The organism is Streptomyces echinoruber (genome assembly GCF_014651135.1).
Classification (GTDB): domain Bacteria; phylum Actinomycetota; class Actinomycetes; order Streptomycetales; family Streptomycetaceae; genus Streptomyces; species Streptomyces echinoruber.
The window spans coordinates 393,931-417,287 of record NZ_BMWH01000003.1 but is presented as its reverse complement, the minus strand read 5'-3'; the positions used below and the strand labels follow the sequence as shown (position 1 = coordinate 417,287).

Below are 23,357 nucleotides of genomic sequence, written 5' to 3'. Positions count from 1 at the left end.
GGCCCGGGACTGAGGGGCCCGGGACTGAGGGGCCCGGGACTGGGGGCCCGGGGCTGAGGGGCTTCGCGGGGCGGACGCGGTTGTGCCCCGGGGTGGCTTTCCGGCCGTCCGCCGGTGCGCCTCCGGTGCGCCGCGCCGTTCCCCGGTTCGTGCGACATTCCCCGGGCCGGGAACTCCTGAGGGGCGAGCGATGTCTGACAGGGAGAGCACCCCTGCCGAAGGGACCACGATCGTGCAACGTCGAGCTGTGGCGACCGCGCTGGCCGCGGCGTCGCTCCTGCTGGCGGCCGGCTGCTCCGGGGACGGCACGGGCCCGTCCCACGGCGGTACGGCGCCGAGCCGCGCCGGCGCCGGGGCGTCGGCCCCTGGGCGAGCGGCGGAGGAGACACCGCCGGCGAAGGGGTCGGTGAAGGTGCTGCGGACCGTCGCGGACGGCCTGAAGACGCCGTGGGGGCTGGCGCCGCTGCCCGACGGGGACCTGCTGGTCTCCTCACGGGACGACGGCACGATCACCCGGATCGACACCGGCAGCGGCCGCAAGACGGTACTGGGCGAGGTGTCGGGGGTGTCGCCGGCCGGCGAGGGCGGCCTGCTCGGCATCGCCCTGTCGCCGCACTACGCCTCCGACCACATGGTCTACGCGTACTTCACCTCGGCCTCGGACAACCGCATCGTACGGATGCTGTACGACGCGAAGAAGCCGGCCGGTGAGCAGCTCGGCGCGCCCGACACCGTCTTCAAGGGCATCCCGAAGGGCGCCATCCACAACGGCGGCCGGATCGCCTTCGGCCCCGACGGGATGCTGTACGCGGGCACCGGCGAGAGCGGCGAGCGCGACCTGGCGCAGGACCGGAAGTCGCTGGGCGGCAAGATCCTGCGGATGACGCCGGAGGGCGAGCCCGCGCCCGGCAACCCGTTCCCCGGCTCCGTCGTGTACACCTACGGCCACCGCAATGTGCAGGGCCTGGCCTGGGACGGCAGGCAGCGCCTGTTCGCCTCCGAGTTCGGCCAGGACACCTGGGACGAGCTCAACGCGATCGCACCGGGCGGCAACTACGGCTGGCCGGACGCCGAGGGCCGGTCCGGCGACCCGCGGTACCACGACCCGGTCGCCCAGTGGCACACCGACGACGCCTCCCCCAGCGGCATCGCCTACGCCAAGGGCTCGGTCTGGATGGCCGCCCTGAGGGGGCAGCGGCTGTGGCGCGTTCCGCTCGCCGGCACCCACACCTCGGCCGCGCCGCAGGCGTTCCTCACCGGCGACTTTGGCCGGCTGCGCACCGTGGTGCCGGCGGGCGGCGACCGGCTGTGGCTGGTGACCAGCAACACCGACGGCCGGGGCCGGCCGCGCCGGGGCGACGACCGGATCCTGGAGCTGCGGGTGACGTGAGGCGCGCCCCCGTCACCCCTCGTTCCGCGCGCGCCGGGGCAGCCGTATGACGGCCTTGCCCGACGCGAGGTCTATCGGCCCGCGTCCGGGGTCGCTGTCGCCCACCTCCTCACGGCTGAGCTCCAGCCGTTTCTCCTCGTCGTGGGTGTGCTTGCGGCCCGGTGCGAACAGTTCCTCGAAGACGTTGAACATCGTTCTCCTCTCCGGGCCGCGGGGCGGCCGGGGAAGCACGGTGCGGACCGGCGGTCCGCGGGTCCCCGTCCATCATCCCGCCACCAGCCGGTCACCGGACTCCTCCGCCACCAGCCCGACCCGGTGCGCCACCGCGGCCGCCTCGCCGCGGCCGGAGACGCCCAGCTTGGCGAGGATGTTGGAGACGTGGACGCTGGCCGTCTTCGGGGAGATGAACAGCTCCTCGGCTATCTGCCGGTTGGTGCGGCCGGCGGCGACCAGGCGCAGCACGTCCCGCTCCCGGCTGGTCAGGCCGAGGGCGTCGGCGGGGTCGGCGGACGCCGGCCGCGGGTCGCGGGCGAGCGGCAGGCGGGCGCGCTGGGCGAGCAGGGCGACGGCCTCGGCGAGCGGACGCGCGCCCAGGTGGCTGGCGACGGCGTGCGCCAGCCGCAGCAGCTCGGTGGCCCGCTCCCGGTCGGTGTCGCCGGCGGCGAGCAGGGCGGCGGCCAGGCGGTACCGGACGCGGGCGAGGTCGTAGGGCCGCTCCAGACGTTCGAAGGCGGTGACCACCTCGTTCCACAGGTCGGGGGTGTCCCGGCCGGTGACGCGGTGCAACTCGGCGCGGGCCCACTGCTGGTGGGCGTCCCAGACGGGCGCGCCCGTGGTGGTGGTGCGGACCGCCTCGGTGAGCCGCTCCAGGATCCCGGCGCGGCCCGGCGCGGCGGCGGGCAGGGCACGGGCGTCGGCCTCGGCGGTGGCGGCGGCCCGCAGCAGCGGCCAGGCGTAGCGGTGGGTGCCCGGCGGGAACCCGGCGTCCAGGGCGCGCACCAGGGCTTCCCGGGCGTCGAGGAAGCGGCCCTCGCCGACGGCGACCCCGAGGGCGACGCGGGCCTCGGGGATCCACTGCTGGGGCATGGGGTCGTGGGTGCCGAAGTGGGCGCGGCCGGCGGCCAGGTGCCGGGCGGCGGCGGCCACGTCGCCGCGGCTGAGGGAGATGTGGGCGAGCTTGAACGCGCCCGTGCCCTGCGGTTTGGCGCTGTGCCCCACCGACAGCGCCTGCGCGGCGGCCCGTGCGGCCTCGTCCCAGCGGCCGAGCGAGTACAGCGAGTCGGACAGGTTGCCCCACACCCAGGCCTCGGAGTCCACCTGGCCGAACCGGCGGGTGAAGGCGATGCCCTCCTCCAGGATCGGCACGGCCTCCCGGCTGCGGCCCACCGACTCCAGCTCGGAGGGCAGGTTGACGTAGGCGCGGGCCGCGACCTGCGGCACGCCCTCGGCCAGCGCCCGCTCGATGACCTCGCGCATCTCGGCCAGACCCGCCTCTACATCGCCGGCGTCGACGGTGAGACCGCCCAGGGTGAGGCGGGCGTTGAGCTCGATCTCGCGGGCGCCGACCATGCGCGCGTACTCCACGGCCCGCTCGGCGGCGGACAGCGCGTCCGGGCCGGGGGCGTGCAGCATCGACCAGTTGGCGACGTTGGCGAGCACCTCGGCGTGCACCTCCGAGGGCGGCAGGCCGCGCATCAGCTCCTGGGCGGTGGCCAGTTCGCGCCAGCCGTCGCCGCGGGCCAGGGACTGCACCAGACGGGAGCGCTGGATCCAGAACCAGGCGGCGCGGTGGGAGTCCCCGCTGCCCGGACCCGGCTGAGAGCCGGGGGAGGAGTCCCCCTCGTCCTGGAGCAGGCGCAGGGCGCGCTTGGTGATCTGCAGGGCGCGTTCGCGTTCGCCGCAGAAGCGTCCGGCGACGGCGGCCTCGGCCATGAGGTCGAGGTAGCGCAGGGGCGCGGCCTGCGGGTCACGGCCGCAGGGGGGATACACCTCGGCGTGGTCGACGGGGCGCAGGGTGGCCCGCACCTCCTGCGGGGCGGCGTCCCACAGCTCCATCGCCCGCTCCAGGAGCCGGAGTTGCTCGCTGTAGGCGTGGCGGGCGCGGGCCTCGACGGAGGCGTCCAGGACGGCGGGCAGGGCCTTGGCGGGGTCGTGGGCGTGGTACCAGTAGCTGGCCAGGCGGGTGGCGCGCTCGTCGGCGGGGACGAGTGTCGGGTCGGCCTCCAGGGCTTCGGCGTAACGGCGGTTGAGGCGGGAGCGCTCGCCGGGCAGCAGGTCGTCGGCGACGGCCTCGCGGACCAGGGCGTGCCGGAAGCGGTAGCCGTCGCCGTCGGGCGTGGGGGTGAGGATGCCGGCGTTCACGGCCGCCCGCAGCGCCTCGATGAGGTCGTCCTCGGCGAGCCGGGCCACCGCGGCGAGCAGCCGGTACTCGACGCGGGAGCCGCCCTCGGCGACGACGCGCACCACGCGCTGGGCCGGTTCGGGCAGGCCCTCCACGCGGACCAGCAGCAGATCGCGCAGGGAGTCGGTGAGTCCGGCGCAGCCGCCCTCGGCCGCGGCGACGGCGAGTTCCTCGACGAAGAAGGCGTTGCCGTCGGAACGGCGGAAGATGTCGTCGACCTGGTCGGGGTCGGGTTCGGCGGCGAGGATGCCGGCGATCTGGCGGGCCACCTCGTCGCGGGTGAAACGGCGCAGCTCCAGGCGGCGGACGGTGCGCAGCCGGTCCAGTTCGGCGAGCAGCGGGCGCAGCGGGTGGCGGCGGTGGATGTCGTCGGAGCGGTAGGTGGCCAGCACCACCAGGCGGCCGGTGCGCAGGGTACGCAGCAGGTAGGCGAGCAGGTGGCGGGTGGAGGCGTCGGCCCAGTGCAGGTCCTCCAGGGCGACGACGACGGTCCGGTCGGCGGCGACGCGCTCCAGCAGGCGCGCGGTGAGCTCGAACAGGCGGGCCATGCCCTCCTCGTCGTGCCGTCCCGCGCGGGCCTGGCCCAACTCCGGCAGCAGCCGGGCGAGTTCCTCCTCCTGCCCGGCGGCCGCGGCGGCCAGTTCCCCGGGCAGCTCCCGGCGCAGGGCGCGCAGCGCGGCGGAGAACGGGGCGAACGGCAGCCCGTCCGCGCCGATCTCCACGCAGCCGCCGAGCGCCACGACGGCCCCCCGCCGGCCGGCCGCGCCGGCGAACTCCTCCACCAGGCGCGTCTTGCCGACGCCCGCCTCACCGGCGATCAGCAGGGTCTGCGGCTCCCCCGTGCCGGCTCGGGCGAGCGCCTGGTCGAGCATCTCCAACTCGTCGTCGCGACCGACGAACACCGGACTGACGGACCTTGTCTCCACGGCCCCGAGCATGGCACGGGGGTCCGACAGCCCGGCACTGGTTTTGCGCACGGCAGAGCCCGCGGCGGGCCGCGCGGCACGGTCCGCGGCGGGCGCGGTGCCCGCTGCCGGGGTGGGCGCGGTGCCCGCTGCCGGGGTGGGTGCGGTGTCCGCCGCCGCGGACGCGGTGTCCGCCGCCGCGGCGGGCACCGCCCGGGGGCGCCGGGGCGGCGTCGCGAGGACGCCCGGGGCCGCGGCGGCCGCCGGCCGGGCCTCCCCCGCGCTCACGCGGCCCGCGTGAACCAGTGCCGCCGGGACCGGTCGGTAGGGGAGCGGTCCTGCGCCCGGTGGCGCGTGGCGGAGCGGCGGTGGCGGAGGGCCTCCTGGGCGAGGCGGTGCCGGGCGGCCTCGCGGAGGAGGTCGGCGGAGCGGGCCTGGTGGAGTTCGTAGGCGAACATCGTGTCTCCCTGTGGAAGGACCGGTGCCGGTTCTGGTGCCGGTTCTGGTGCCGGTCCCGGTGCCGGTGTCGGTGCCGCTTTCCGCGACGCCTCAAGCCTCCGGTCCCAGGGGGGTGGGCCACATCGGGAGAGTTCCGCATCTTCGGTGGCCGGCGGGGTCTTAGACACACGTGAGGGGTCCCAAGACCCGCCGTAAGGCGGTGTCCTGAGACCCCTCACCGGACTAAGACGCCACGCCGGCCCGCGCCTCGCGGGGAGCGGTGCGTGCCGCGGAAGCGGTCGCGCCCCGGAGGCGGTGCGCCGCGCGGCTCAGCTCGCCGACGGCAGGCCGAGCAGCACGCCGGTGTACTTCAGAACGGCCAGCAGCAGGCCGACGACGCCGAGGGTGACGCCCGCCCAGGCGACCGACTTGATCCACGCGGCCTGCGGCCGTCCGGGCGCGCCGAAGGCGGGCCTGGCCAGCACGACGACGCCGGTGACCAGCGCGGCCAGGGCGAACAGGCCGGCCCACAGGGCGGTGGTCCGCCACGCGTCGCCGTAGACCTCCTTGATCTGCTGGGCGACGGTCGCGGAGGTGGACGTCTGCAGCTGGCCGATGAGCTGCTCGCGCGCACCGGCGACGGTGCCGATCCAGCCGCCGGTGAGCGAGACGAGGCCCAGCACGGCGGAGACGACGGCGCCCGCGCCCTGCCCGACGCCGGAGGGGCCCGCGGGCTCCTGCCGGGCGCCGGCGTCGTCCTCCGCCACCGCGGCGTCCGCCTCCGCCGCCTGCGCCCCGGCGTCGGTCCCGGTGCGGTCCGCCGCCTCCTCGTCGTGCCGTTCCCCGGCGGCCCCGGCGGCCTCGGTCGCCCCGGTCTCCGCCGTGGCCCCGGCCTCGTCTCCAGTCTTGGTTCCCATGCCTCGCACCGTACGGACGTAGTCTGAGAGGTTTCTTAACGGTCGTGGTGACCGGTGTGCGCGCGTGCCGCACGCCATTCGGGGGCGAGCACCGACCAGATCTCGATGTCCTGGCGCACGCCCCGGTACGGGTGGCTCTCGCGGAGCACTCCCTCGCGGGTCATGCCGAGCCGCCGTGCCACGTTGATGCCGGCCTCGTTGGCGGACGACACATGCCACTCCACACGGTGCATGCCGCGCTCGTCAAACGCCCAGTCGACGAGCACCCGCGCGCCGCGCGTGACCAGTCCCCGTCCGGTGCCCGCCGGCTCCAGCCGGCAGCCCAGCTCACAGATGCCGCGCGCGGCGTCGAAGACGCGGAACAACAGCCCGCCGACCAGCTTCCCCTCCCGCCACAGCCCGTGCAGGAAGCCGCTGTCGGCCGCGCGTTTGTCGGCGTACGACTGCAGCACCGCCCGAGCGGAGTCCACGTCGGTGGCGTCCGCCCCGAAGGCGATGTGCCGGTTGATGAACTCCCGGCCCCGGTTCAGGTGGGCGAGGAACTCCTCGGCGTGCCAGGGCTCCAGCGGCCGCAGTTCGGCGCCGTCGTCACCCAGGGATATCGCGTACATCCCGCTTCCGCTCCTCCGTCCGCTCCGCCAGGACGTCCGCCGCCTCGGCGTCCGTCGCGGCGGCCGGCCTCTCATGGGCGGCGCGGCACTCGGGCGGTTCGATGCTGATGCGCGGCAGGCACCGGTCGAGCCGGCGGGGCAGCCACCAGTTGGCGCCGCCGAGCAGGTGCATGAGGGCCGGCACCAGGAGGGTGCGCAGGACGAACGCGTCGAGGGCGACGGCGGAGGCGAGCGCGATGCCGAACATCGCGATCGTGCGGTCGCCGCTGAGCACGAAGGCGAGGAAGACGGAGATCATGATGACCGCCGCGGAGTTGATCACGCGGCTGGTCTCGGCGAGGCCGACGCGGACGGCACGGCGGTTGTCGCCGGTCTCCAGCCACTCCTCGTACATCCGGCTGACCAGGAAGACCTGGTAGTCCATGGAGAGGCCGAAGAGGACCGACACCATGATCACGGGCAGGAAGGGTTCGATGGGCCCGGCGCGGCCCAGGCCGAGGAGTTCGCTGCCCCAGCCCCACTGGAAGATCGCCACGACGATGCCGAACGCGGCGGCGACCGCGGCGATGTTCATGGCGGCGGCCTTCAGCGGGATGCCGACCGATCGGAAGGCGAGCAGCAGCAGTACGCAGCCCAGCCCGATGACGGCGCCGACGAACAGCGGCAGCTTGCCGACGATCACGGAGGCGAAGTCGTCGTAGCCGGCGGTGACGCCGCCGACGAGCACGTCGAGGGAGGTGCCGGCCTCGGCGCGGGGCAGCACCCGCTCGCGCAGCCGGTCGACGAGTGCGCTGGTCCGCTGCGACTGGGGCGCGAAGGCGGGCACGACGGTGAGGTGGGCGGTGTCGCCGCGGGTGTTGTACGTCACCGGGGTGACCGCGGCGACGCCGTCGGTGGCGCGCAGGGTGGCGTCGAGGTTGTCCAGCGCGAGCCGGTCCTTGGCGCCGCGGACCTTGGTGACCAGGGTGAGGGGGCCGTTGACGCCGGGTCCGAAGCCGTCGGCGAGCAGGTCGTAGGCCTTGCGGGTGGTCGAGGCGGCGGGGTCGTTGCCCTGGTCGGAGGTGCCCAGGTGGAGGGAGAGCGTGGGCAGGGCGAGGACGGTGACGACGGCCACGGCGAGGGCGCCGAGCACCTTGGGGTGGCGTTCCACCAACGCCGACCAGCGCGCCGCGAGCCCCGTGGGCAGCTCCGGCCGCGGCCCGTGCTCGGCGAGCCGGCGCCGCTCCCGGCGGCTGAGGGCGCGCGGGCCGATGAACGACAGCAGCGCGGGCAGCAGGGTCACCGAGGCCGCGACGGTCAGAACGACGGTCAGCGCGGCGGCGACGGCGACGCCGTTGAGGAAGTCGAGGCGGAGGACCAGCATCCCGAGCAGCGCGATGCAAACGGTCGCACCCGCGAAGACGACCGCGCGTCCCGTGGTGGCGACGGCGTTCGTGGCAGCCTCGGTGACGCTCAGGCCGCGCTTCAGGCCGCGCCGGTGGCGGGTGACGATGAACAGCGCGTAGTCGATGCCCACACCGAGCCCGACGAGCAGGCCGAGCATGGGCGCGAAGTCGGCGACGGCCATGACGTGGCCGAGCAGTCCGATGCCGGCACAGGCGGTGCCGACGCCGACCAGGGCGGTGGCGATGGGCAGCAGGGAGGCGGCGAGCGAGCCGAAGGCGAGGAAGAGCACCACGGCGGCGACGACCACGCCGACGGCCTCGGCGGTGTGCCCGCCGGAGGACTGGGTGAGCGCGACGGCGTTGCCGCCCAGCTCGACCTGCAGCCCGTCAGTCTCGGCGGCCTTCGCCGCGGCGACCACGGCCCGCGCCTGGTCCTCGGGGATGTCCTTGGCGGGGCGGTCGAAGGTGACGGTGGCGTAGGCGGTGCGCCCGTCACCGCTGATCCGGCCGCCGCCCTGGCCCTGGTAGGGGCTGGCGACGGCGGCCACCCCGGGCAGGTCCGCGATCCGGTCCAGGGTGCGGGTCATGGCCTGTTCCACGTCGGCGGCCCGGACGGTGCCGGACGGGGTGTGCCAGACGACGGTGTCGCTGTCGCCGCCATGCCCGGGGAAACCTTTCTCCAGCAGCTGACCGGCGCGGTTCGCCTCGGTGCCGGGGACCGCGTAGTCGTTCGAGTACGCCGGTCCGGCCACCGACGCCGCCGCGGTCACCCCGCCGAGGGCGAGGAGCCAGAGCAGGACGGCGAGCAGGCGGTGCCGGACGCACCAACGCGCGAGGGGTGCCACGAACGTGCTCCCAGAGTGACGATGTGTGGATCTTTGGCCGGGAACAGTCGTTCATGAAATGAACGGCCCGCAAAGAGTGCATGAGCAATGCGGAGACACTCTTGCAGGAGGTGGTGATCGTTTGTCGGGTTCGTGGCCTTCTTCACAGGAGTGGGAGGCGGCTCACAGGACAATTCCGTGAACTCTGTCGCCTCCGGTGGCACCTTTCACAGCAGTGCGGCCGCGCCCCGGGAACTTCTCGCCGCCTCCCGCCGTACCGGCTCCACCGTGTCGCCATACCGCCATACCGCCGTACCGCCGTGCCGTCTCAGTCGAACTGGTCGCCGACGGCCATCACCATCACCCCGGCGATCAGCAGCCACAGCGCCCGCCGGGTGCGGCCCCGGAAGCCGAGGACGGTGGCGAGCGCGCAGACGGCGGCCCCGGTGGCGTAGGCGGCCGGGGCGACGGCGGGCGCGGCGCCGGTGAGGCGCAGCAGGGCCGCGCAGAGCCCCGCGAGGGTGAGCAGGCCCCCGGACCCGGCCGCCGTCCACCGGGCCCGCCGGGCGGCCTCGTGGACCTCCCCCTCGTCGGGCTTGTCGGGCTCGTCGGGCGCGTCGAACCCGCCGGGTGTGCCGGCCTCCTCGGCTTTCTCGGGTGCGGGGTCCTGGCCGGCCTCCGTCGGGCCGGCCGCCGCCACGTCCTGCGCCGACTCGGTCTTGCCGGGGCGGGTGTCGGAATCAGCGCGTCCGTTCATGCCGCGGGAGCGTAGCGCGTCCCGCCGGGGAAACCGGATGCGGGGCGGACCTCCGGCCCGCCCCGCATCCGGTGCCGCTGTCCCGCGCGGCCCCGCTCAGCCCTCGCCGACGCCCAGCTTCTCCAGGATGAGCTCCTTGACGCGGGCCGCGTCGGCCTGGCCCCGGGTGGCCTTCATGACCGCGCCGACCAGGGCGCCGACCGCGGCCACCTTGCCGCCGCGGATCTTGTCGGCGACGGCCGGGTTGCCGGCGATGGCCTCGTCGACGGCCGCCGACAGCGCGCCCTCGTCGGAGACGACCTTCAGGCCGCGCTTCTCGACGACCTGGTCGGGGTCGCCCTCGCCCGCGAGCACCCCCTCGATGACCTGGCGGGCCAGCTTGTCGTTCAGATCGCCGGCGGCCACCAGCTCCGTCACCCGCGCGACCTGCCGCGGGGTGATCGCCAGCTCGTCGAGGGCCTTGCCGGACTCGTTGGCGTGCCGCGCCAGCTCGCCCATCCACCACTTGCGGGCGGCGGCCGGGTCGGCGCCGGCGTCGATCGTGGCGACGATCGGCTCCAGCGCGCCGGCGTTGAGGATCGCCTGCATGTCGGTGGCGGAGATCCCCCACTCCTCGCGCAGCCGGTTGCGGCGCACCAGCGGCAGCTCGGGCAGGGCGGCGCGCAGCTTCTCGACCCACTCGCGGGAGGGCGCCACCGGCACCAGGTCCGGCTCGGGGAAGTACCGGTAGTCCTCGGCCTCCTCCTTGGTACGGCCCGAGGTGGTCGTGCCCGTGTCCTCGTGGAAGTGCCGGGTCTCCTGCACCACCGTGCCGCCGCCGTCGAGCACCGCGGCGTGGCGCTGGATCTCGTAGCGCACCGCGCGTTCCACGGAGCGCAGCGAGTTGACGTTCTTCGTCTCCGAGCGCGTGCCGAACGTGCCGGAGCCCTTGGGCATCAGCGACAGGTTCACGTCGCAGCGCATCTGGCCCATCTCCATGCGGGCCTCGGACACGCCGAGCGCCCGGATGACCTCGCGCAGCTCGCGGACGTACGCCTTGGCCACCTCGGGGGCGCGCTCGCCGGCGCCGACGATCGGCTTGGTGACGATCTCGATGAGCGGGATGCCGGCGCGGTTGTAGTCCAGCAGGGAGTGGGAGGCGCCGTGGATGCGGCCGGTGGCGCCGCCGACGTGCGTGGACTTGCCGGTGTCCTCCTCCATGTGGGCGCGCTCGATCTCCACGCGGAAGACCTCGCCGTCCTCCAGCTGCACGTCGAGGTAGCCGTTGAAGGCGATCGGCTCGTCGTACTGGGAGGTCTGGAAGTTCTTCGGCATGTCCGGATAGAAGTAGTTCTTCCGGGCGAAGCGGCACCACTCGGCGATCTCGCAGTTGAGCGCGAGGCCGATCTTGACGGCGGACTCGACGCCGGTGGCGTTGACGACCGGGAGCGCGCCGGGCAGGCCGAGGCAGACGGGGCAGGTCTGGGTGTTCGGCTCGGCGCCCAGCGCCGTCGAACAGCCGCAGAACATCTTGGTCTTGGTGCCGAGTTCGACATGGACCTCGAGGCCCATGACGGGGTCGTACGACGCCAGCGCGTCCTCGTACGGCACCAGGTCGGTCGTGGTGGTCACGGTGAAACTTCCCTCTCAGCCCAGCAGGACGTCGTCGTCGTCCAGCCGCTTCAGCTCGCGGTACAGGACGGCGAGGCCGGTGACGATGCCGGCGGCGGTCACCACGGCGTCGATCAGCCGCAGCGTGTCCTGCTCGGCGCGCGCCTTCTTGATCTGCTTGACGGCACCGAACGCGCCGAACGCGGTGGCGGCCATGGACAGGTACGTACCGGACTTGGACTTCTTGAAGCCCTTGGCCTTGGACAGTGCACTCACAGCGACGGAGCCTCCTCGAGCAGCGGGTGGCCCCACTTTTCCACGAAGGCGGCCTCGATGGCGGCGCCGGCCCGGTAGAGGCGGTCGTCCTGCATCGCGGGGGCGACGATCTGCAGGCCCACCGGCAGGTTGTCCTCCGGGGCCAGGCCGCAGGGCAGGGACATGGCCGCGTTGCCCGCCAGGTTGGCCGGGATGGTGCACAGGTCGGCCAGGTACATCGCCATCGGGTCGTCGGCGCGCTCGCCGATCGGGAAGGCGGTGGTGGGGGTCGTGGGCGACACGATGACGTCCACCTGCTCGAACGCCGTGTCGAAGTCCCGCTTGATGAGGGTGCGGACCTTCTGCGCGCTGCCGTAGTAGGCGTCGTAGTAGCCGCTGGACAGGGCGTACGTGCCCAGCATGATGCGGCGCTTGACCTCCGGGCCGAAGCCGGCCTCGCGGGTCAGCGAGGTGACCTCCTCGGCGGAGCGCGTGCCGTCGTCGCCGACGCGCAGGCCGTAGCGCAGGCCGTCGAAGCGGGCGAGGTTGGAGGAGCACTCGGAGGGCGCGATCAGGTAGTACGCCGACAGCGCGAGGTCGAAGGACGGGCAGTCCAGCTCGACGATCTCGGCGCCCAGCTCCTTCAGCAGCTCCACGGCCTCGTCGAACCGCTGCAGCACACCGGCCTGGTAGCCCTCGCCGCGGAACTGCTTCACCACGCCGACGCGCGTGCCGCGCACGGTGCCGTTGCGGGCGGCCTCGACCACCGGCGGGACGGGGGCGTCGATGGAGGTGGAGTCCAGCGGGTCGTGTCCGGCGATCACCTCGTGCAGCAGCGCCGCGTCCAGGACCGTACGGGCGCACGGCCCGCCCTGGTCCAGGGAGGAGGAGAACGCCACCATGCCGTAGCGGGAGACGCCGCCGTAGGTCGGCTTCACGCCGACCGTGCCGGTGACGGCGGCCGGCTGGCGGATGGAGCCGCCGGTGTCGGTGCCGATGGCCAGCGGCGCCTCGAACGCGGCCAGGGCGGCGCTCGACCCGCCGCCGGAGCCGCCGGGGACGCGGGTGAGGTCCCACGGGTTGCCGGTCGGGCCGTAGGCGCTGTTCTCGGTGCTGGACCCCATGGCGAACTCGTCCATGTTGGTCTTGCCGAGGATGACGACGCCGGCGTCCTTGAGCTTCTTCGTCACCGTGGCGTCGTACGGCGGGATCCAGCCCTCCAGGATCTTCGAGCCGACCGTGGTGGGGACGCCGGTGGTGGTGAAGATGTCCTTCAGCGCCAGCGGCACGCCGGCCAGCGGGCCGAGCTTCTCGCCGCGCGCCCGCTTCTCGTCGACGGCGCGGGCCTGCGCGAGGGCGCCCTCGCGGTCGACGTGCAGGAAGGCGTGCACCTTCTCGTCGACGGCCTCGATGCGGGCCAGGTGGGCCTCGGTCACCTCGACGGCGGTGAGCTCGCCGGCGGCGATCTTCCCGGCGATCTCGGCGGCCGTGAGCCGGATGATGCTGTTCTTGTCCGTCATGGCGGGCTACTCCTCCCCCAGGATCTGCGGCACCTTGAAACGCTGCTGCTCCTGGGCCGGGGCGCCGGAGAGCGCCTGCTCGGGGGTGAGCGACGGACGGACCTCGTCCGCGCGCATGACGTTCGTCAGCGGCAGCGGGTGGGAGGTCGGCGGGACGTCTTGGTCGGCGACCTCACTGACGCGGGCCACCGCGCCGATGATGTCGTCCAGCTGGCCTGCGAAGTGGTCGAGCTCTTCGGGCTTCAGCTCCAGACGCGCCAGCCGGGCGAGGTGGGCGACCTCCTCGCGCGTGATGCCAGGCATGCAGCGATCCTCTGGGGTGAGTGTGTGTGGTTTGGGCCCAATCCTAGGGGGCGGGGCCCGGTGGCCGTGAAACGGTTTGCCCGCTCCCGGGCCCCGGCCGCCCGCACCGTGGACGGCGCCCCTGCGTAGGCGCCACTGTGCAAACGCTCCTGCGCGGGCGCCGCGGTCGGCGAGCAGTTTCGACGGCGGCGGGCGGACGGCGGGGCGGACGGACGCCCGTGCGCTATCCGACCCGGCCCGGGTCGTCCGACGTCGTGGCCGCCGGCAGGGCCGCCGCCGGGCGCTGCCAGCCGCGCGAGCCGCGGGCGCGCAGCCAGGCGGTGGTCTCGTCGGCGGGCATGGCGGCGGCCACGAGCCAGCCCTGGACGGCGTCGCAGCCCAGGTCGCGCAGGCGCTCCCAGGTCTCGTCGTCCTCGACGCCCTCGGCGACCACGAGCAGGCCGAGGGAGTGGGCGAGGTCGACCGTGCAGCGCACGATCTCGGCGTCCTCGGTGTCGACGGCAAGGCGGGCCACGAAGGAGCGGTCGATCTTCAGCTCGCTCACCGGGAGCCGGCGCAGGTGCACCAGCGAGGAGTAGCCGGTGCCGAAGTCGTCGAGGGACATCTTCACGCCGTGGCCGGTGAGGGCGTGCAGGGTGTCGGCGGCGCGCTGCGGGTCCTCCAGCAGGACGTGCTCGGTGATCTCGAGCTGGAGCGCGCCGGCCGGGACGCCGTGCCGGGCCAGGCGGGCGGCGACGGAGCCGGCGAAGCCGGGGGTGTGCACGTCGCGCGGGGAGACGTTGACGGCGACAGGGACCTGCAGCCCCTGCGCGCGCCACGCGGCGACCTGGGCGAGCGCCGTCTCCAGGACGTACTCGGTCAGGTGCGGCATCAGCCCGGAGGACTCGGCGATCGCTATGAACTCGTCCGGCGGCACCTTCCCGCGCTCCGGGTGCACCCAGCGCACCAGCGCCTCCAGGCCGGCGACCTGGCCGTCGAAGCGGACCTTGGGCTGGTAGTGCAGCTGCACCTCGTGCGCGTCCAGCGCCCGGCGCAGGTCGCCCAGCAGGCCGAGCCGGTCGGGGGTGTTGGAGTCCCGCTTGGACTCGTACACCTCCACGCCGGTGCGGTCCCGCTTGGCCTGGTACATCGCCACGTCCGCGCGGCGCAGCAGCCCCTCGGCGTCCAGGGCGTGGTCGGGGAAGACGGCGACGCCGGCGCTGGCCTCCAGGACGAGGGTGAGGCCGTCGAGGTTCAGGGGGGAGCCCAGCGCGGACACCAGGGAGCGGGCGATGCGGGTGGCGGACGTGGTGGAATCGGCGACCGGCAGTAACACCGCGAACTCGTCGCCGCCCAGCCGCGCGGTCTCCGCGCCGCGCGGCAGCGCCGCCCGCAGCCGGTCGGCGACCTGCAGCAGCAGCCGGTCGCCGGCCAGGTGCCCGAGGGTGTCGTTGACGGACCGGAAGCGGTCGAGGTCGATCAGCACGAGCGCGGCACGGGCGCCGATGCGCTCGGCGTCGTCCAGGGCGGTCCAGATGCGCTCCAGCAGCCACTGCCGGTTGGGCAGGCCGGTGAGCGGGTCGCGCAACTGCTCCTCGGCCCGGGCGCGGGCGATCCACAGGGTGGAGTCGAGGGCGATCAGCGGGATGGCGAACAGCGGCAGCAGGACCGGCTCGGCCACCGCCACCACGCACACCAGCGGCGCGATGCCGAGCAGCGCGATGGCGACCAGGCCGTGCCTGACCAGGGCAGTGCGGGCCACGGTGGGCAGGCCGCCGGGGCGCGGGGTGTGCAGGTACCACTGCAGGGCACGGGTCACCGCCAGGTAGGCGACGGCGACGAGGGCCACCTCGGGCGCGGTGTACGGGCTCCAGGTGTGCGGGTCCCAGGGCCGCTCGACGGTCGGTACGCGCTCCACGGCGGCCAGCACCAGCGCGCCGGCACCGATGCCGAGGACGTCCACCGCGCCGTGCAGCACGCCCTGGCGCCAGCGGTGGCGGCGGGCGATGCCGACCAGGACGACGACGGTGAGGCTGACCAGGCCGGCGGGCAGCCAGCCGTACAGCAGCAGCACGGCCAGGGTGAGGGCGGCGCCCGAGCCGGTGCCGCCCCACCAGCGGGAGCGGCCGAGCATGACGAGGTGGCCGACGATCACGCCGGTCAGCACGGCCAGCGACCAGCCGGTGGCGCCGGACGGGAAGAGGGCGTGGTCGCCGGTGACGGCCCGGTAGAAGCCCGCGCCCAGCGCGAGGCCGGCCGCGGCGACGACGGCCGCGGGCAGCGCCGGCCGGGACGGGTGCCGCCCGTGCTCCGCGTCCGGCAGTCCGGCCGCCGCGGTGGGCGGCGCGGGCACCGCGGCGGGCGGGGGCGCGGTGTGTCCGGCGGTGACCCGCGCGGGGGCGTGGCGCTCCGTCACGGGGTGCTGCGCGGCGGTGCGTCCCCGGGCGTCCGGGCGCTGCGCGGGGCGCACCGTCCACCGGCTGCCCCGTCCCGCGCCCGTGCGGCGGCGCGGGCGCAGCCGGGCGTCCGGGGCGGCGCTCTCGGTCGGTTCCATTCCCGTCCCTCTCACGGCCGGCGGTGCCCACGCCACGCGGCCCGTTGCCCGACAACCATCAGCGGCTCCGCGTCGAAGAACCCGTCCCCGTGCTCCTCGGCGGCACGGGGATGCCCCAACCGCAGCTGGGCACGGCAGGCGCACCCCTCAACAGTAGGCCGCGGACGGCTCGCACGGGCAGCGGTCGCAAGCGGTTGCCCGAATGCGCCCGAGCCACCCGTATGCATCTGATATGCGCCGATCGGGTGGCCTTCAACCGCTACTCCCCGGTCGGAACGGCGACTTCGGCGGCGGCCTGCGGCCCTTGTTCCAGCAGGACGCCGAACCCGTCCTCGTCCAGGACCGGAACCTTGAGCTGGACCGCCTTGTCGTATTTCGACCCGGGGTTGTCACCCACAACGACGAACGAGGTCTTCTTCGACACCGAACCGGTCACCTTGGCGCCCCGGCTCTGCAGCGCCTCCTTGGCGCCGTCGCGCGTGAAGCGCTCCAGGGTGCCGGTGACGACGACCGTGAGCCCCTCCAGCGGGAGCGGCCCCTCGTCCGCGGGGCCCTCGTCCTCCATCCGGACGCCGGCCGCCCGCCACTTGCGCAGGATCTCCTGGTGCCACTCCTCGGCGAACCACTCCTTGACCGCCGCGGCCACGATCGGACCGACGCCTTCGGTGTTCTTCAGCTCCTCCTCGGATGCCTGTTCGATGCGGTCGATGGACCGGAAGGCACGGGCCAGCGCCTCGGCCGCGACCGGGCCGACGTGACGGATCGACAGGGCGGTGAGGATGCGGGCGAGCGGGCGCTGCTTGGCGGCCTGGATGTTCTCCAGCATCGCCAGCGCGTTCTTCTTGGGCTTGCCCTCCTGGTTGGCGAAGACCGTGACGACCTTCTCCTCGCCCGTCTTCGGGTCCCGCTTGGGCAGGCCGCTGTCCTGGTCCAGCACGTACGCCTTGATGGGCAGCAACTGCTCGACGGTGAGGTCGAACAGGTCGCCCTCGTCCTTCAGCGGCGGCTGCTCGGGCTCCAGCGGCCGGGTGAGGGCGGTCGCGGCGACGTACCCGAAGTGCTCGATGTCCAGCGCCTTGCGGCCCGCGAGGTAGAACAGGCGCTCGCGCAACTGGGCGGGGCAGCCGCGCGCGTTGGGGCAGCGCAGGTCGACGTCGCCCTCCTTCATCGGCCTGAGCGGCGTGCCGCACTCGGGGCACTCCGACGGCATCACGAACTCCCGCTCGCTGCCGTCGCGCAGGTCGACGACCGGGCCGAGGATCTCCGGGATGACGTCACCGGCCTTGCGCAGCACCACCGTGTCGCCGATGAGGATGCCCTTGGCCTTGACGACGTCCTGGTTGTGCAGCGTGGCGAACTCGACCTCCGAGCCGGCCACGGTGACCGGTTCCACCTGGGCGTACGGCGTGACCCGGCCGGTGCGGCCGACACCGACGCGGATGTCGACGAGCTTGGTGTTGACCTCCTCCGGCGCGTACTTGTACGCGATCGCCCAGCGCGGCGCGCGCGAGGTGGAGCCCAGCCGTCCCTGCAGGGGGATCTCGTCGAGCTTGACGACCACGCCGTCGATCTCGTGCTCCACGGAGTGGCGGTGCTCGCCGTAGTGGGCGATGAACTTCCGTACGCCGTCGAGGTCGTCGACCACGCGGTTGTGCGGGGAGGTGGGCAGGCCCCACGTCCTCAGCAGGTCGTAGGCCTGGGACAGGCGGGTGAGGCCGTCGAAGCCCTCCAGGGCGCCGATGCCGTGGACCACCATGTGCAACGGGCGGGAGGCGGTGACGCGGGGATCCTTCTGGCGCAGCGAACCGGCCGCCGCGTTGCGCGGGTTGGCGAAGGGCTTCTCGCCGGCCGCGACCAGGCGGGCGTTGAGCTCCTCGAACTTCTCCATCGGGAAGTAGACCTCGCCGCGGATCTCGACGAGGTCCGGGACCCGGTCGCCGTGCAGGCGCTCGGGGATCTCCGCGATGGTGCGCACGTTGGGCGTGATGTCCTCGCCGGTGCGGCCGTCGCCGCGGGTGGCGGCGCGCACCAGGCGGCCGCGCTCGTAGGTGAGGTTGACGGCGAGGCCGTCCACCTTCAGCTCGCACAGGAAGTGGTACTCCTGGTCGCCGAGTTCCCTGGCGACGCGATCGGCCCAGGCGGCGAGTTCGTCGTCGTTGAAGGTGTTGTCCAGGGACAGCATGCGCTGTCTGTGCCGGACGGCCGTGAACTCCGTCTCGTAGGACCCCGCGACCTTCTGGGTGGGCGAGTCGGGGGTGCGCAGCTGCGGGTACTGCTCCTCCAAGTCCTGCAGGGAGCGCAGCAGCTGGTCGAACTCGGCGTCGCTGATGACGGGAGCGTCCTTCACGTAGTACCGGAAGCGGTGCTCCTCGATCTCCTCGGCGAGCCGCGCGTGCCGCTCGCGCGCCTCGGCGGGCACCGCCGTCGTCTCCGCCTGCTTGTCGCCGGCCACCGTGTTGTCCTCCCGTTACTCTGGGTTGTCCGCGAGGGACCTCGCCGCCCGGACGCAGTGGGCCAGCGCCCGGCGCGCGTACTGCGGGGTGGCCCCCGCGAGCCCGCACGCCGGGGTGACGGTGACCGCGTCCGGAAGAAGCCCGGGTCGCAGCCCCAGCCTGCGCCACAGCGTTCTGACACCCATGACGCTACCGGCAGGGTCTGACAACGCGGTGTCCGTGCCCGGCACGACACCGGTGAACAGCCGGGTGCCCCCTTCCACGGCTTCCCCGATCGCCTCGTCGTCACGCTCGGTGAGCAGCGAAGCGTCGAAGGAGACGGCGGCGGCACCGGCCCGGCGCAGCAGCGCGAACGGGACGCCGGGGGCGCAGGAGTGCACCACGACCGGCCCGGCGCCGTGCGCGCCCACGACGTCGCGCAGCGTCGCCTCGACGACCTGCCGGTCCACGGCGCGGTGGGTGCGGTAGCCGCTGGCGGTCTTCACGCGCCCCTCCAGCACCGCGGTCAGCGACGGCTCGTCGAGCTGGAGCACCAGCCGGGCGCCGGGGACGCGCCGTCGCACCTCCGCCAGGTGCAGGCGCAGCCCCTCGGCGAGGGAGGCGGCCAGGTCCCGGCAGGCGCCGGCGTCGGAGAGGAACGCCTCGCCGTTCTTCAGCTCCAGGTGGGCGGCGAGCGTCCACGGCCCGACCGCCTGCACCTTCAGGGGCCCCTCGTACTCCTGCGTGAACTCCTCCAGCGCGTCCAGGTCCTCGCCCAGCCAGGACCGGGCCCGCCGGCTGTCCCGACCGGGCCGGTCACCGACGCGCCAGCCGCTGGGCTCCACGCGCGCGTACAGCTCGACGAGCATCCCCGCGGTCCGGCCGATCATGTCGGCGCCGGGTCCCCGCGCGGGCAGCTCGGGCAGGAACGGGAAGTCCTCGAAGGTGCCGGTGACGGTCTTGACGGCCTCCCGGACGTCGTCGCCGGGCAGGGAGCCGACGCCGGTGGCGGCACCGAAGCTGAACTCGCTGTTTTCGCTCACCCCGGAAGCCTAAGCCTGCGCCGGCGCGCCGGTTGCGGGACCGGCGGGGTCGGCGGAGTCGGGGCGGCGGCCGGTGGAGCCGGCTGCGGCCCCGCCCGGTCAGCACCCCGGCTGGTCAGAGTCCCGCCCGGTCAACGCCCCACCCGGTCAGCACCCCGGCTGGTCAGAGTCCCGCCCGGTCAACGCCCCACCCGGTCAGCACCCCGGCTGGTCGGAGTCCCGCCCGGTCAGCACCCCGGCCGGACCGTCAGGTCGTGGACCTCCGCGTCCCGGGGCAGGTCGAGGGCCATGAGGACGGTGGTGGCGACGGACTCGGGGTCGATCCACCGGGCGGGATCGTAGGGCTTGCCCTCCTGCTGGTGGACCTTGGCCTGCATGGGGCTGGCGGTGCGGCCGGGGTAGATCGAGGTGACGCGGACGCCATGGGGGTGCTCCTCCTGGCGCAGCGCGTCGGCGAGGGCCTTGAGGCCGTGCTTGGAGGCGGCGTACGCCGCCCACTGGGCGTGGGCGCTGAGGCCGGCGCCGGAGTTGACGAAGAGGACGTGGCCGCGTGCGGCACGCAGCTGGGGCAGGAAGAGACGGGTCAGCTCGGCGGGGGCGACGAGGTTGACGTTGAGCTGGTGGTGCCAGGTTTTGGTGCTCAACTCGCCCACCGGGCCGAGGTCGACGACCCCGGCGATGTGGAGCAGGCCGTCCACGCGTTCGGGGAGCGCCTGGTGGGAGAACGCCCAGGAGAGCCGGTCCGGGTCCGCCAGGTCGCCGACCAGGGTGCGCGCCCCGGGGAAGGCGGCCGCCAGCTCCTTCGCGCGCGCCGCGTCGCGCGCGTGCAGCACCAGGTCGTCCCCGCGCTCGTGGAGGCGGCGGGCCACGGCCGCGCCGATGCCGGAACCCGCACCGGTGATCACATGTGTAGCCATGCCCGCCATGGTCGCACCACCCGGCGGCCGCCAGATCCTCACCCTGCGCCCGCCCGGTGCCGCCCGGCGCTCACCCCACGCCCTGGTTCTCCTCCAGGTAGGCCGGCGCGTCCGCCGGTTCCTCCGCGAAGAACATCAGGTCGGCCGGCGGCCGGGGCAGGAAGTCCTCGTCCTCCATGCGCCGGAACTGCTCCTTGAGACCGTCGTAGAAGCCGGCGCTGCTGAGCAGCACGACGGGTTTGCCGGTGTGGCCGTGCTTCTTCAGCTCCAGGATCTCGGTGGCCTCGTCCAGCGTGCCCGTCCCGCCGACCATGATCACCACGGCGTCGGCCTTCTCCAGCAGCGGCTTCTTCCTCCCCCACTGCCTGAACGGCGTGGGGGCACCCCCATGGCGAGATCCTTGGCGATCACCATCTCGTCCACCCCCGGGCGGACCTTGTGCGCCAGGAACTCCACCGACACCCCGCACAACTGCCCGCCCGCCTCCTCGACCCCGTCGGCGACGACCTTCATCAGCCCCGCGTCGGAGCCCGCCCCACACCAGGGTGTGGCCGCCCCTGCCGAGCGGTTCGGCGAACTCCCGGGCGGGGCGCGTAGGAGGGGCCGGCGCTTGCGCCGTCGTTGAGGGGTGGTGGCCGGGTGACGGGTGGGAGGTCGTCGAGGCCGGCGGCGGAGAGGAAGACGCAGATACGCATGGGGACCACCGTACGGCGGGGATGTCCGGAACCGTGCAACGAGGACGCCCGGGGCCGTGCGGCGGGAACATCCGGGTCCGCGCGACGGGAACAACCGGAAGCCGCCCGGCGCTGTCCCGGTATGACCGAAGGACACAGGATCACCGTCGAAAAGGGCGATCAGCACGTGCGTGTGGTGCACGGCGGCCAGGTGCTCGCGGAGACCGACCGTCCCCTGGTGCTGCGCGAGACGGGCTGCCCGGTGCGGTACTACATCCCCGCCGAGGACGTCCGCCTGGACCTGCTCACCCCCTCCGAGACCCGCACCCACTGCCCCTTCAAGGGCACGGCGACGTACTGGTCGCTGCCGGACGCGCCCGACCTGGTGTGGGCCTACCCGGACCCGAAACCGGGCGTCGCGGAGATCAAGGACCACCTCTGCTTCTACGAGGCCGACGTGTCGTGACCGACGAGGTCCGCGCCGTAGGGCAGTCTGCTTCGGCATGGACAAGGAGACGACTTCCCACGACGGCACCTCCCTCGCCTACCGGGTGACCGGCCAGGGGCCCGTGGTGGTCCTGGTGAGCGGTGCGCTGTCCACGGGCGCCACGCTCGCCCCCCTGGCCGCGCGGCTCGCGGACCGCTTCACCGTGGTCCTGTACGACCGCCGGGGCCGCGGCGCGAGCGGCGACATCCCGCCGTACGCGGTCGAGCGCGAGGTGGAGGACCTGGCCGCGGTGATCGGCGCGGTGGGCGGCGAGGCCGCGCTGTACGGCATCTCGTCGGGCGGCGCGCTGGTGCTGCGGGCCGCGGCGGGCGGACTGCCCCTGCGGCGGGTGGCCGTGTACGAGCCGCCGTTCGCCATGGACGACCGCGCCGTACGGGAACGCGAGCAGTACACCCGCGACCTCACCGCGGCGCTCGGTCGGGGCCGGCGCGGGGACGCGGTGGAGCTGTTCCTGCGGCTGACCGGCCTGGCACCGGAGATGATCCGCAACGCCCGCCAGTCCCCCATGTGGGCCGGCCTGGAGACCGTCGCGCCGAGCCTGGCGTACGACGACGCCGTGCTGGGCGACGGCAGGGTGCCCGCGCACGTGCTGGCCGCGATCCGCGTGCCGGTGCTGTCCCTCGCGGGCGGCGCGAGCCCCGGCCCGCTGCGCGCGGCCGCCCGCGCGGTCGCCGACGGGGTGCCCGAGGGGACGTACCGGGTCCTGGCGGGCCAGAGCCACATGGTGGAACCGGACGTGCTGGCTCCGGTGCTGGCGGAGTTCTTCGCGCAGTAAGTGGCTCAGTAAGTGCCGCGGGCTACACCGCCGCCGTCGCGCGCGTGGTGGACGCGATCGTCGCCGAGCCCACCACGCGCGTGCCGTCGTACAGCACGACTGCCTGGCCGGGGGCGACGCCGCGGACCGGCTCGGCGAAGGTCACGCGCAGCTCGCCGTCGACGAGCTCCGCGGTCACCTCCGTCTCGTCGCCGTGGGCGCGCAGCTGGGCGGTGTAGGTGCCCGGGCCGGTGGGGGCAGGGCCGCACCAGCGGGGGCGGATGCCGGTGAGGGCGACGACGTCCAGCGCGGAGGCGGGGCCGACGGTCACCGTGTTGGTGACCGGGGAGATGTCCAGGACGTAGCGGGGCTTGCCGTCGGGGGCGGGGGTGCCGATGCGCAGGCCCTTGCGCTGGCCGATGGTGAAGCCGTACGCGCCCTCGTGCGTGCCGAGCCGGTTGCCGGCCTCGTCGACGATGTCGCCCTCGGCCCGGCCGAGCCGCTTCGCCAGGAAGCCCCGGGTGTCGCCGTCGGCGATGAAGCAGATGTCGTGCGAGTCGGGCTTCTTGGCGACGGCGAGACCGCGGCGCTCCGCCTCCGCGCGGATCTCCTCCTTGGTGGTGGGGGTGTCGCCGAGCGGGAACATCGCGTGCGCGAGCTGCCTGTCGTCCAGCACACCGAGGACGTACGACTGGTCCTTGGCCAGGTCGGCGGCGCGGTGCAGCTCGCGGGTGCCGTCGGGGCGCGTCACGATGCGCGCGTAGTGGCCGGTGCACACGGCGTCGAAGCCCAGCGCGAGCGCCTTGTCCAGCAGCGCCGCGAACTTGATCTTCTCGTTGCAGCGCAGGCACGGGTTGGGGGTGCGGCCGGCCCGGTACTCGGCGATGAAGTCTTCGACGACGTCCTCGCGGAAGCGGTCGGCGAGGTCCCACACGTAGAAGGGGATGCCGATGACGTCCGCGGCGCGGCGGGCGTCGCGGGAGTCCTCGATGGTGCAGCACCCCCGCGCGCCGGTGCGGAACGACTGCGGGTTCGCGGAGAGCGCGAGGTGGACGCCGGTGACGTCGTGGCCGGCCTCCGCGGCGCGCGCGGCGGCGACGGCGGAGTCGACCCCGCCCGACATGGCGGCGAGGACGCGGAGGGGGCGGGAGCGCTGCGGGGTGTCAGTCATAACCCTTCCAGGGTACGGGGCGGCGGGAA

19 protein-coding genes and 1 pseudogene are annotated in these 23,357 nt (G+C 74.1%); 3 read left to right on the top strand and 17 right to left on the bottom strand.

Annotation, left to right across the window (positions count from 1 at the left end; all coding sequences use genetic code 11):
• The first annotated feature begins 190 nt into the window (after positions 1-190).
• Positions 191-1,390 carry a PQQ-dependent sugar dehydrogenase gene (locus tag IE225_RS06890; RefSeq protein WP_190056434.1) on the top strand — a complete coding sequence of 400 codons (1,200 nt, stop codon included), beginning with the start codon at positions 191-193 and terminating at the stop codon, positions 1,388-1,390.
• A gap of 12 nt (positions 1,391-1,402) precedes the next feature.
• On the opposite strand, the gene IE225_RS06885 is transcribed toward IE225_RS06890, so the two are convergent.
• From IE225_RS06885 to IE225_RS06810, 16 genes and pseudogenes are all read right to left on the bottom strand, one after another.
• Entirely contained in the window at positions 1,403-1,582 is a 180-nt protein-coding gene (locus IE225_RS06885; RefSeq protein ID WP_190056433.1) for a DUF6191 domain-containing protein, read from the bottom strand.
• Positions 1,583-1,654: 72 nt separating this feature from the next.
• Complete coding sequence (locus tag IE225_RS06880; RefSeq protein ID WP_190056432.1) at positions 1,655-4,729, bottom strand: helix-turn-helix transcriptional regulator; 3,075 nt, start codon at positions 4,727-4,729, stop codon at positions 1,655-1,657.
• Between the two features lie 251 nt (positions 4,730-4,980).
• A complete protein-coding gene (locus tag IE225_RS06875) occupies positions 4,981-5,154 on the bottom strand; it encodes a hypothetical protein (protein ID WP_190056431.1) in 174 nt (57 codons plus the stop codon).
• 309 nt (positions 5,155-5,463) lie between these two features.
• A complete protein-coding gene (locus IE225_RS06870; protein WP_190056430.1) occupies positions 5,464-6,051 on the bottom strand; it encodes a hypothetical protein in 588 nt (195 codons plus the stop codon).
• 35 nt (positions 6,052-6,086) lie between these two features.
• Positions 6,087-6,662 (bottom strand): GNAT family N-acetyltransferase, encoded by a 576-nt coding sequence (locus IE225_RS06865; RefSeq protein ID WP_190056429.1) that lies wholly within the window; start codon positions 6,660-6,662, stop codon positions 6,087-6,089.
• Positions 6,640-8,892, bottom strand: coding sequence for an MMPL family transporter (locus IE225_RS06860; protein ID WP_190056428.1), 2,253 nt, complete (start codon positions 8,890-8,892; stop codon positions 6,640-6,642). The genes IE225_RS06865 and IE225_RS06860 overlap by 23 nt, the downstream gene beginning before the upstream one ends.
• Positions 8,893-9,199: 307 nt before the next feature.
• A complete protein-coding gene (locus IE225_RS06855) occupies positions 9,200-9,628 on the bottom strand; it encodes a hypothetical protein (protein ID WP_190056427.1) in 429 nt (142 codons plus the stop codon).
• A 96-nt stretch (positions 9,629-9,724) separates the two neighbouring features.
• Entirely contained in the window at positions 9,725-11,239 is a 1,515-nt protein-coding gene (gene gatB / locus IE225_RS06850; protein WP_190056426.1) for an Asp-tRNA(Asn)/Glu-tRNA(Gln) amidotransferase subunit GatB, read from the bottom strand.
• A 15-nt stretch (positions 11,240-11,254) separates the two neighbouring features.
• Complete coding sequence (locus tag IE225_RS06845; protein WP_190056425.1) at positions 11,255-11,494, bottom strand: hypothetical protein; 240 nt, start codon at positions 11,492-11,494, stop codon at positions 11,255-11,257.
• On the bottom strand, positions 11,491-12,993 hold the full coding sequence (gatA, locus tag IE225_RS06840) for an Asp-tRNA(Asn)/Glu-tRNA(Gln) amidotransferase subunit GatA (protein WP_190056424.1): 1,503 nt from the start codon (positions 12,991-12,993) through the stop codon (positions 11,491-11,493). The genes IE225_RS06845 and gatA overlap by 4 nt, the downstream gene beginning before the upstream one ends.
• 6 nt (positions 12,994-12,999) lie before the next feature.
• On the bottom strand, positions 13,000-13,296 hold the full coding sequence (gene gatC / locus IE225_RS06835) for an Asp-tRNA(Asn)/Glu-tRNA(Gln) amidotransferase subunit GatC (protein ID WP_006130840.1): 297 nt from the start codon (positions 13,294-13,296) through the stop codon (positions 13,000-13,002).
• 223 nt (positions 13,297-13,519) lie between these two features.
• Complete coding sequence (locus tag IE225_RS06830; protein ID WP_190056423.1) at positions 13,520-15,829, bottom strand: putative bifunctional diguanylate cyclase/phosphodiesterase; 2,310 nt, start codon at positions 15,827-15,829, stop codon at positions 13,520-13,522.
• A 259-nt stretch (positions 15,830-16,088) separates the two neighbouring features.
• Complete coding sequence (gene ligA / locus IE225_RS06825) at positions 16,089-18,281, bottom strand: NAD-dependent DNA ligase LigA (protein ID WP_190056422.1); 2,193 nt, start codon at positions 18,279-18,281, stop codon at positions 16,089-16,091.
• A gap of 15 nt (positions 18,282-18,296) precedes the next feature.
• On the bottom strand, positions 18,297-19,304 hold the full coding sequence (locus tag IE225_RS06820) for a methionine synthase (RefSeq protein ID WP_190056421.1): 1,008 nt from the start codon (positions 19,302-19,304) through the stop codon (positions 18,297-18,299).
• 227 nt (positions 19,305-19,531) lie between these two features.
• Positions 19,532-20,230 carry an SDR family oxidoreductase gene (locus IE225_RS06815; protein WP_190056420.1) on the bottom strand — a complete coding sequence of 233 codons (699 nt, stop codon included), beginning with the start codon at positions 20,228-20,230 and terminating at the stop codon, positions 19,532-19,534.
• Positions 20,231-20,291: 61 nt separating this feature from the next.
• Positions 20,292-20,916, bottom strand: a pseudogene (locus IE225_RS06810) (LOG family protein).
• Between the two features lie 121 nt (positions 20,917-21,037).
• On the opposite strand from IE225_RS06810, the gene IE225_RS06805 reads away from it, so the two are divergent.
• Positions 21,038-21,361, top strand: coding sequence for a DUF427 domain-containing protein (locus IE225_RS06805; RefSeq protein ID WP_190056419.1), 324 nt, complete (start codon positions 21,038-21,040; stop codon positions 21,359-21,361).
• Positions 21,362-21,398: 37 nt separating this feature from the next.
• Positions 21,399-22,178 (top strand): alpha/beta fold hydrolase, encoded by a 780-nt coding sequence (locus tag IE225_RS06800; protein WP_190056418.1) that lies wholly within the window; start codon positions 21,399-21,401, stop codon positions 22,176-22,178.
• Positions 22,179-22,200: 22 nt separating this feature from the next.
• Here the strand turns inward: IE225_RS06800 and mnmA are convergent, their stop codons facing one another.
• Positions 22,201-23,328 carry a tRNA 2-thiouridine(34) synthase MnmA gene (gene mnmA / locus IE225_RS06795; RefSeq protein WP_190056417.1) on the bottom strand — a complete coding sequence of 376 codons (1,128 nt, stop codon included), beginning with the start codon at positions 23,326-23,328 and terminating at the stop codon, positions 22,201-22,203.
• Positions 23,329-23,357 lie beyond the last annotated feature (29 nt).

What these genes read in the sequence shown, in the direction of transcription:
- IE225_RS06890 (WP_190056434.1), top strand. Translation starts at nt 191, where the DNA reads ATGTCTGACAGGGAGAGCACCCCTGCCGAAGGGACCACGATCGTGCAA.
- IE225_RS06885 (WP_190056433.1), bottom strand. Translation starts at nt 1,582, where the DNA reads ATGTTCAACGTCTTCGAGGAACTGTTCGCACCGGGCCGCAAGCACACC.
- IE225_RS06880 (WP_190056432.1), bottom strand. Translation starts at nt 4,729, where the DNA reads ATGCTCGGGGCCGTGGAGACAAGGTCCGTCAGTCCGGTGTTCGTCGGT.
- IE225_RS06875 (WP_190056431.1), bottom strand. Translation starts at nt 5,154, where the DNA reads ATGTTCGCCTACGAACTCCACCAGGCCCGCTCCGCCGACCTCCTCCGC.
- IE225_RS06870 (WP_190056430.1), bottom strand. Translation starts at nt 6,051, where the DNA reads ATGGGAACCAAGACTGGAGACGAGGCCGGGGCCACGGCGGAGACCGGG.
- IE225_RS06865 (WP_190056429.1), bottom strand. Translation starts at nt 6,662, where the DNA reads ATGTACGCGATATCCCTGGGTGACGACGGCGCCGAACTGCGGCCGCTG.
- IE225_RS06855 (WP_190056427.1), bottom strand. Translation starts at nt 9,628, where the DNA reads ATGAACGGACGCGCTGATTCCGACACCCGCCCCGGCAAGACCGAGTCG.
- gatA (WP_190056424.1), bottom strand. Translation starts at nt 12,993, where the DNA reads ATGACGGACAAGAACAGCATCATCCGGCTCACGGCCGCCGAGATCGCC.
- gatC (WP_006130840.1), bottom strand. Translation starts at nt 13,296, where the DNA reads ATGCCTGGCATCACGCGCGAGGAGGTCGCCCACCTCGCCCGGCTGGCG.
- IE225_RS06830 (WP_190056423.1), bottom strand. Translation starts at nt 15,829, where the DNA reads ATGGAACCGACCGAGAGCGCCGCCCCGGACGCCCGGCTGCGCCCGCGC.
- IE225_RS06815 (WP_190056420.1), bottom strand. Translation starts at nt 20,230, where the DNA reads ATGGCGGGCATGGCTACACATGTGATCACCGGTGCGGGTTCCGGCATC.
- IE225_RS06805 (WP_190056419.1), top strand. Translation starts at nt 21,038, where the DNA reads ATGACCGAAGGACACAGGATCACCGTCGAAAAGGGCGATCAGCACGTG.
- IE225_RS06800 (WP_190056418.1), top strand. Translation starts at nt 21,399, where the DNA reads ATGGACAAGGAGACGACTTCCCACGACGGCACCTCCCTCGCCTACCGG.
- mnmA (WP_190056417.1), bottom strand. Translation starts at nt 23,328, where the DNA reads ATGACTGACACCCCGCAGCGCTCCCGCCCCCTCCGCGTCCTCGCCGCC.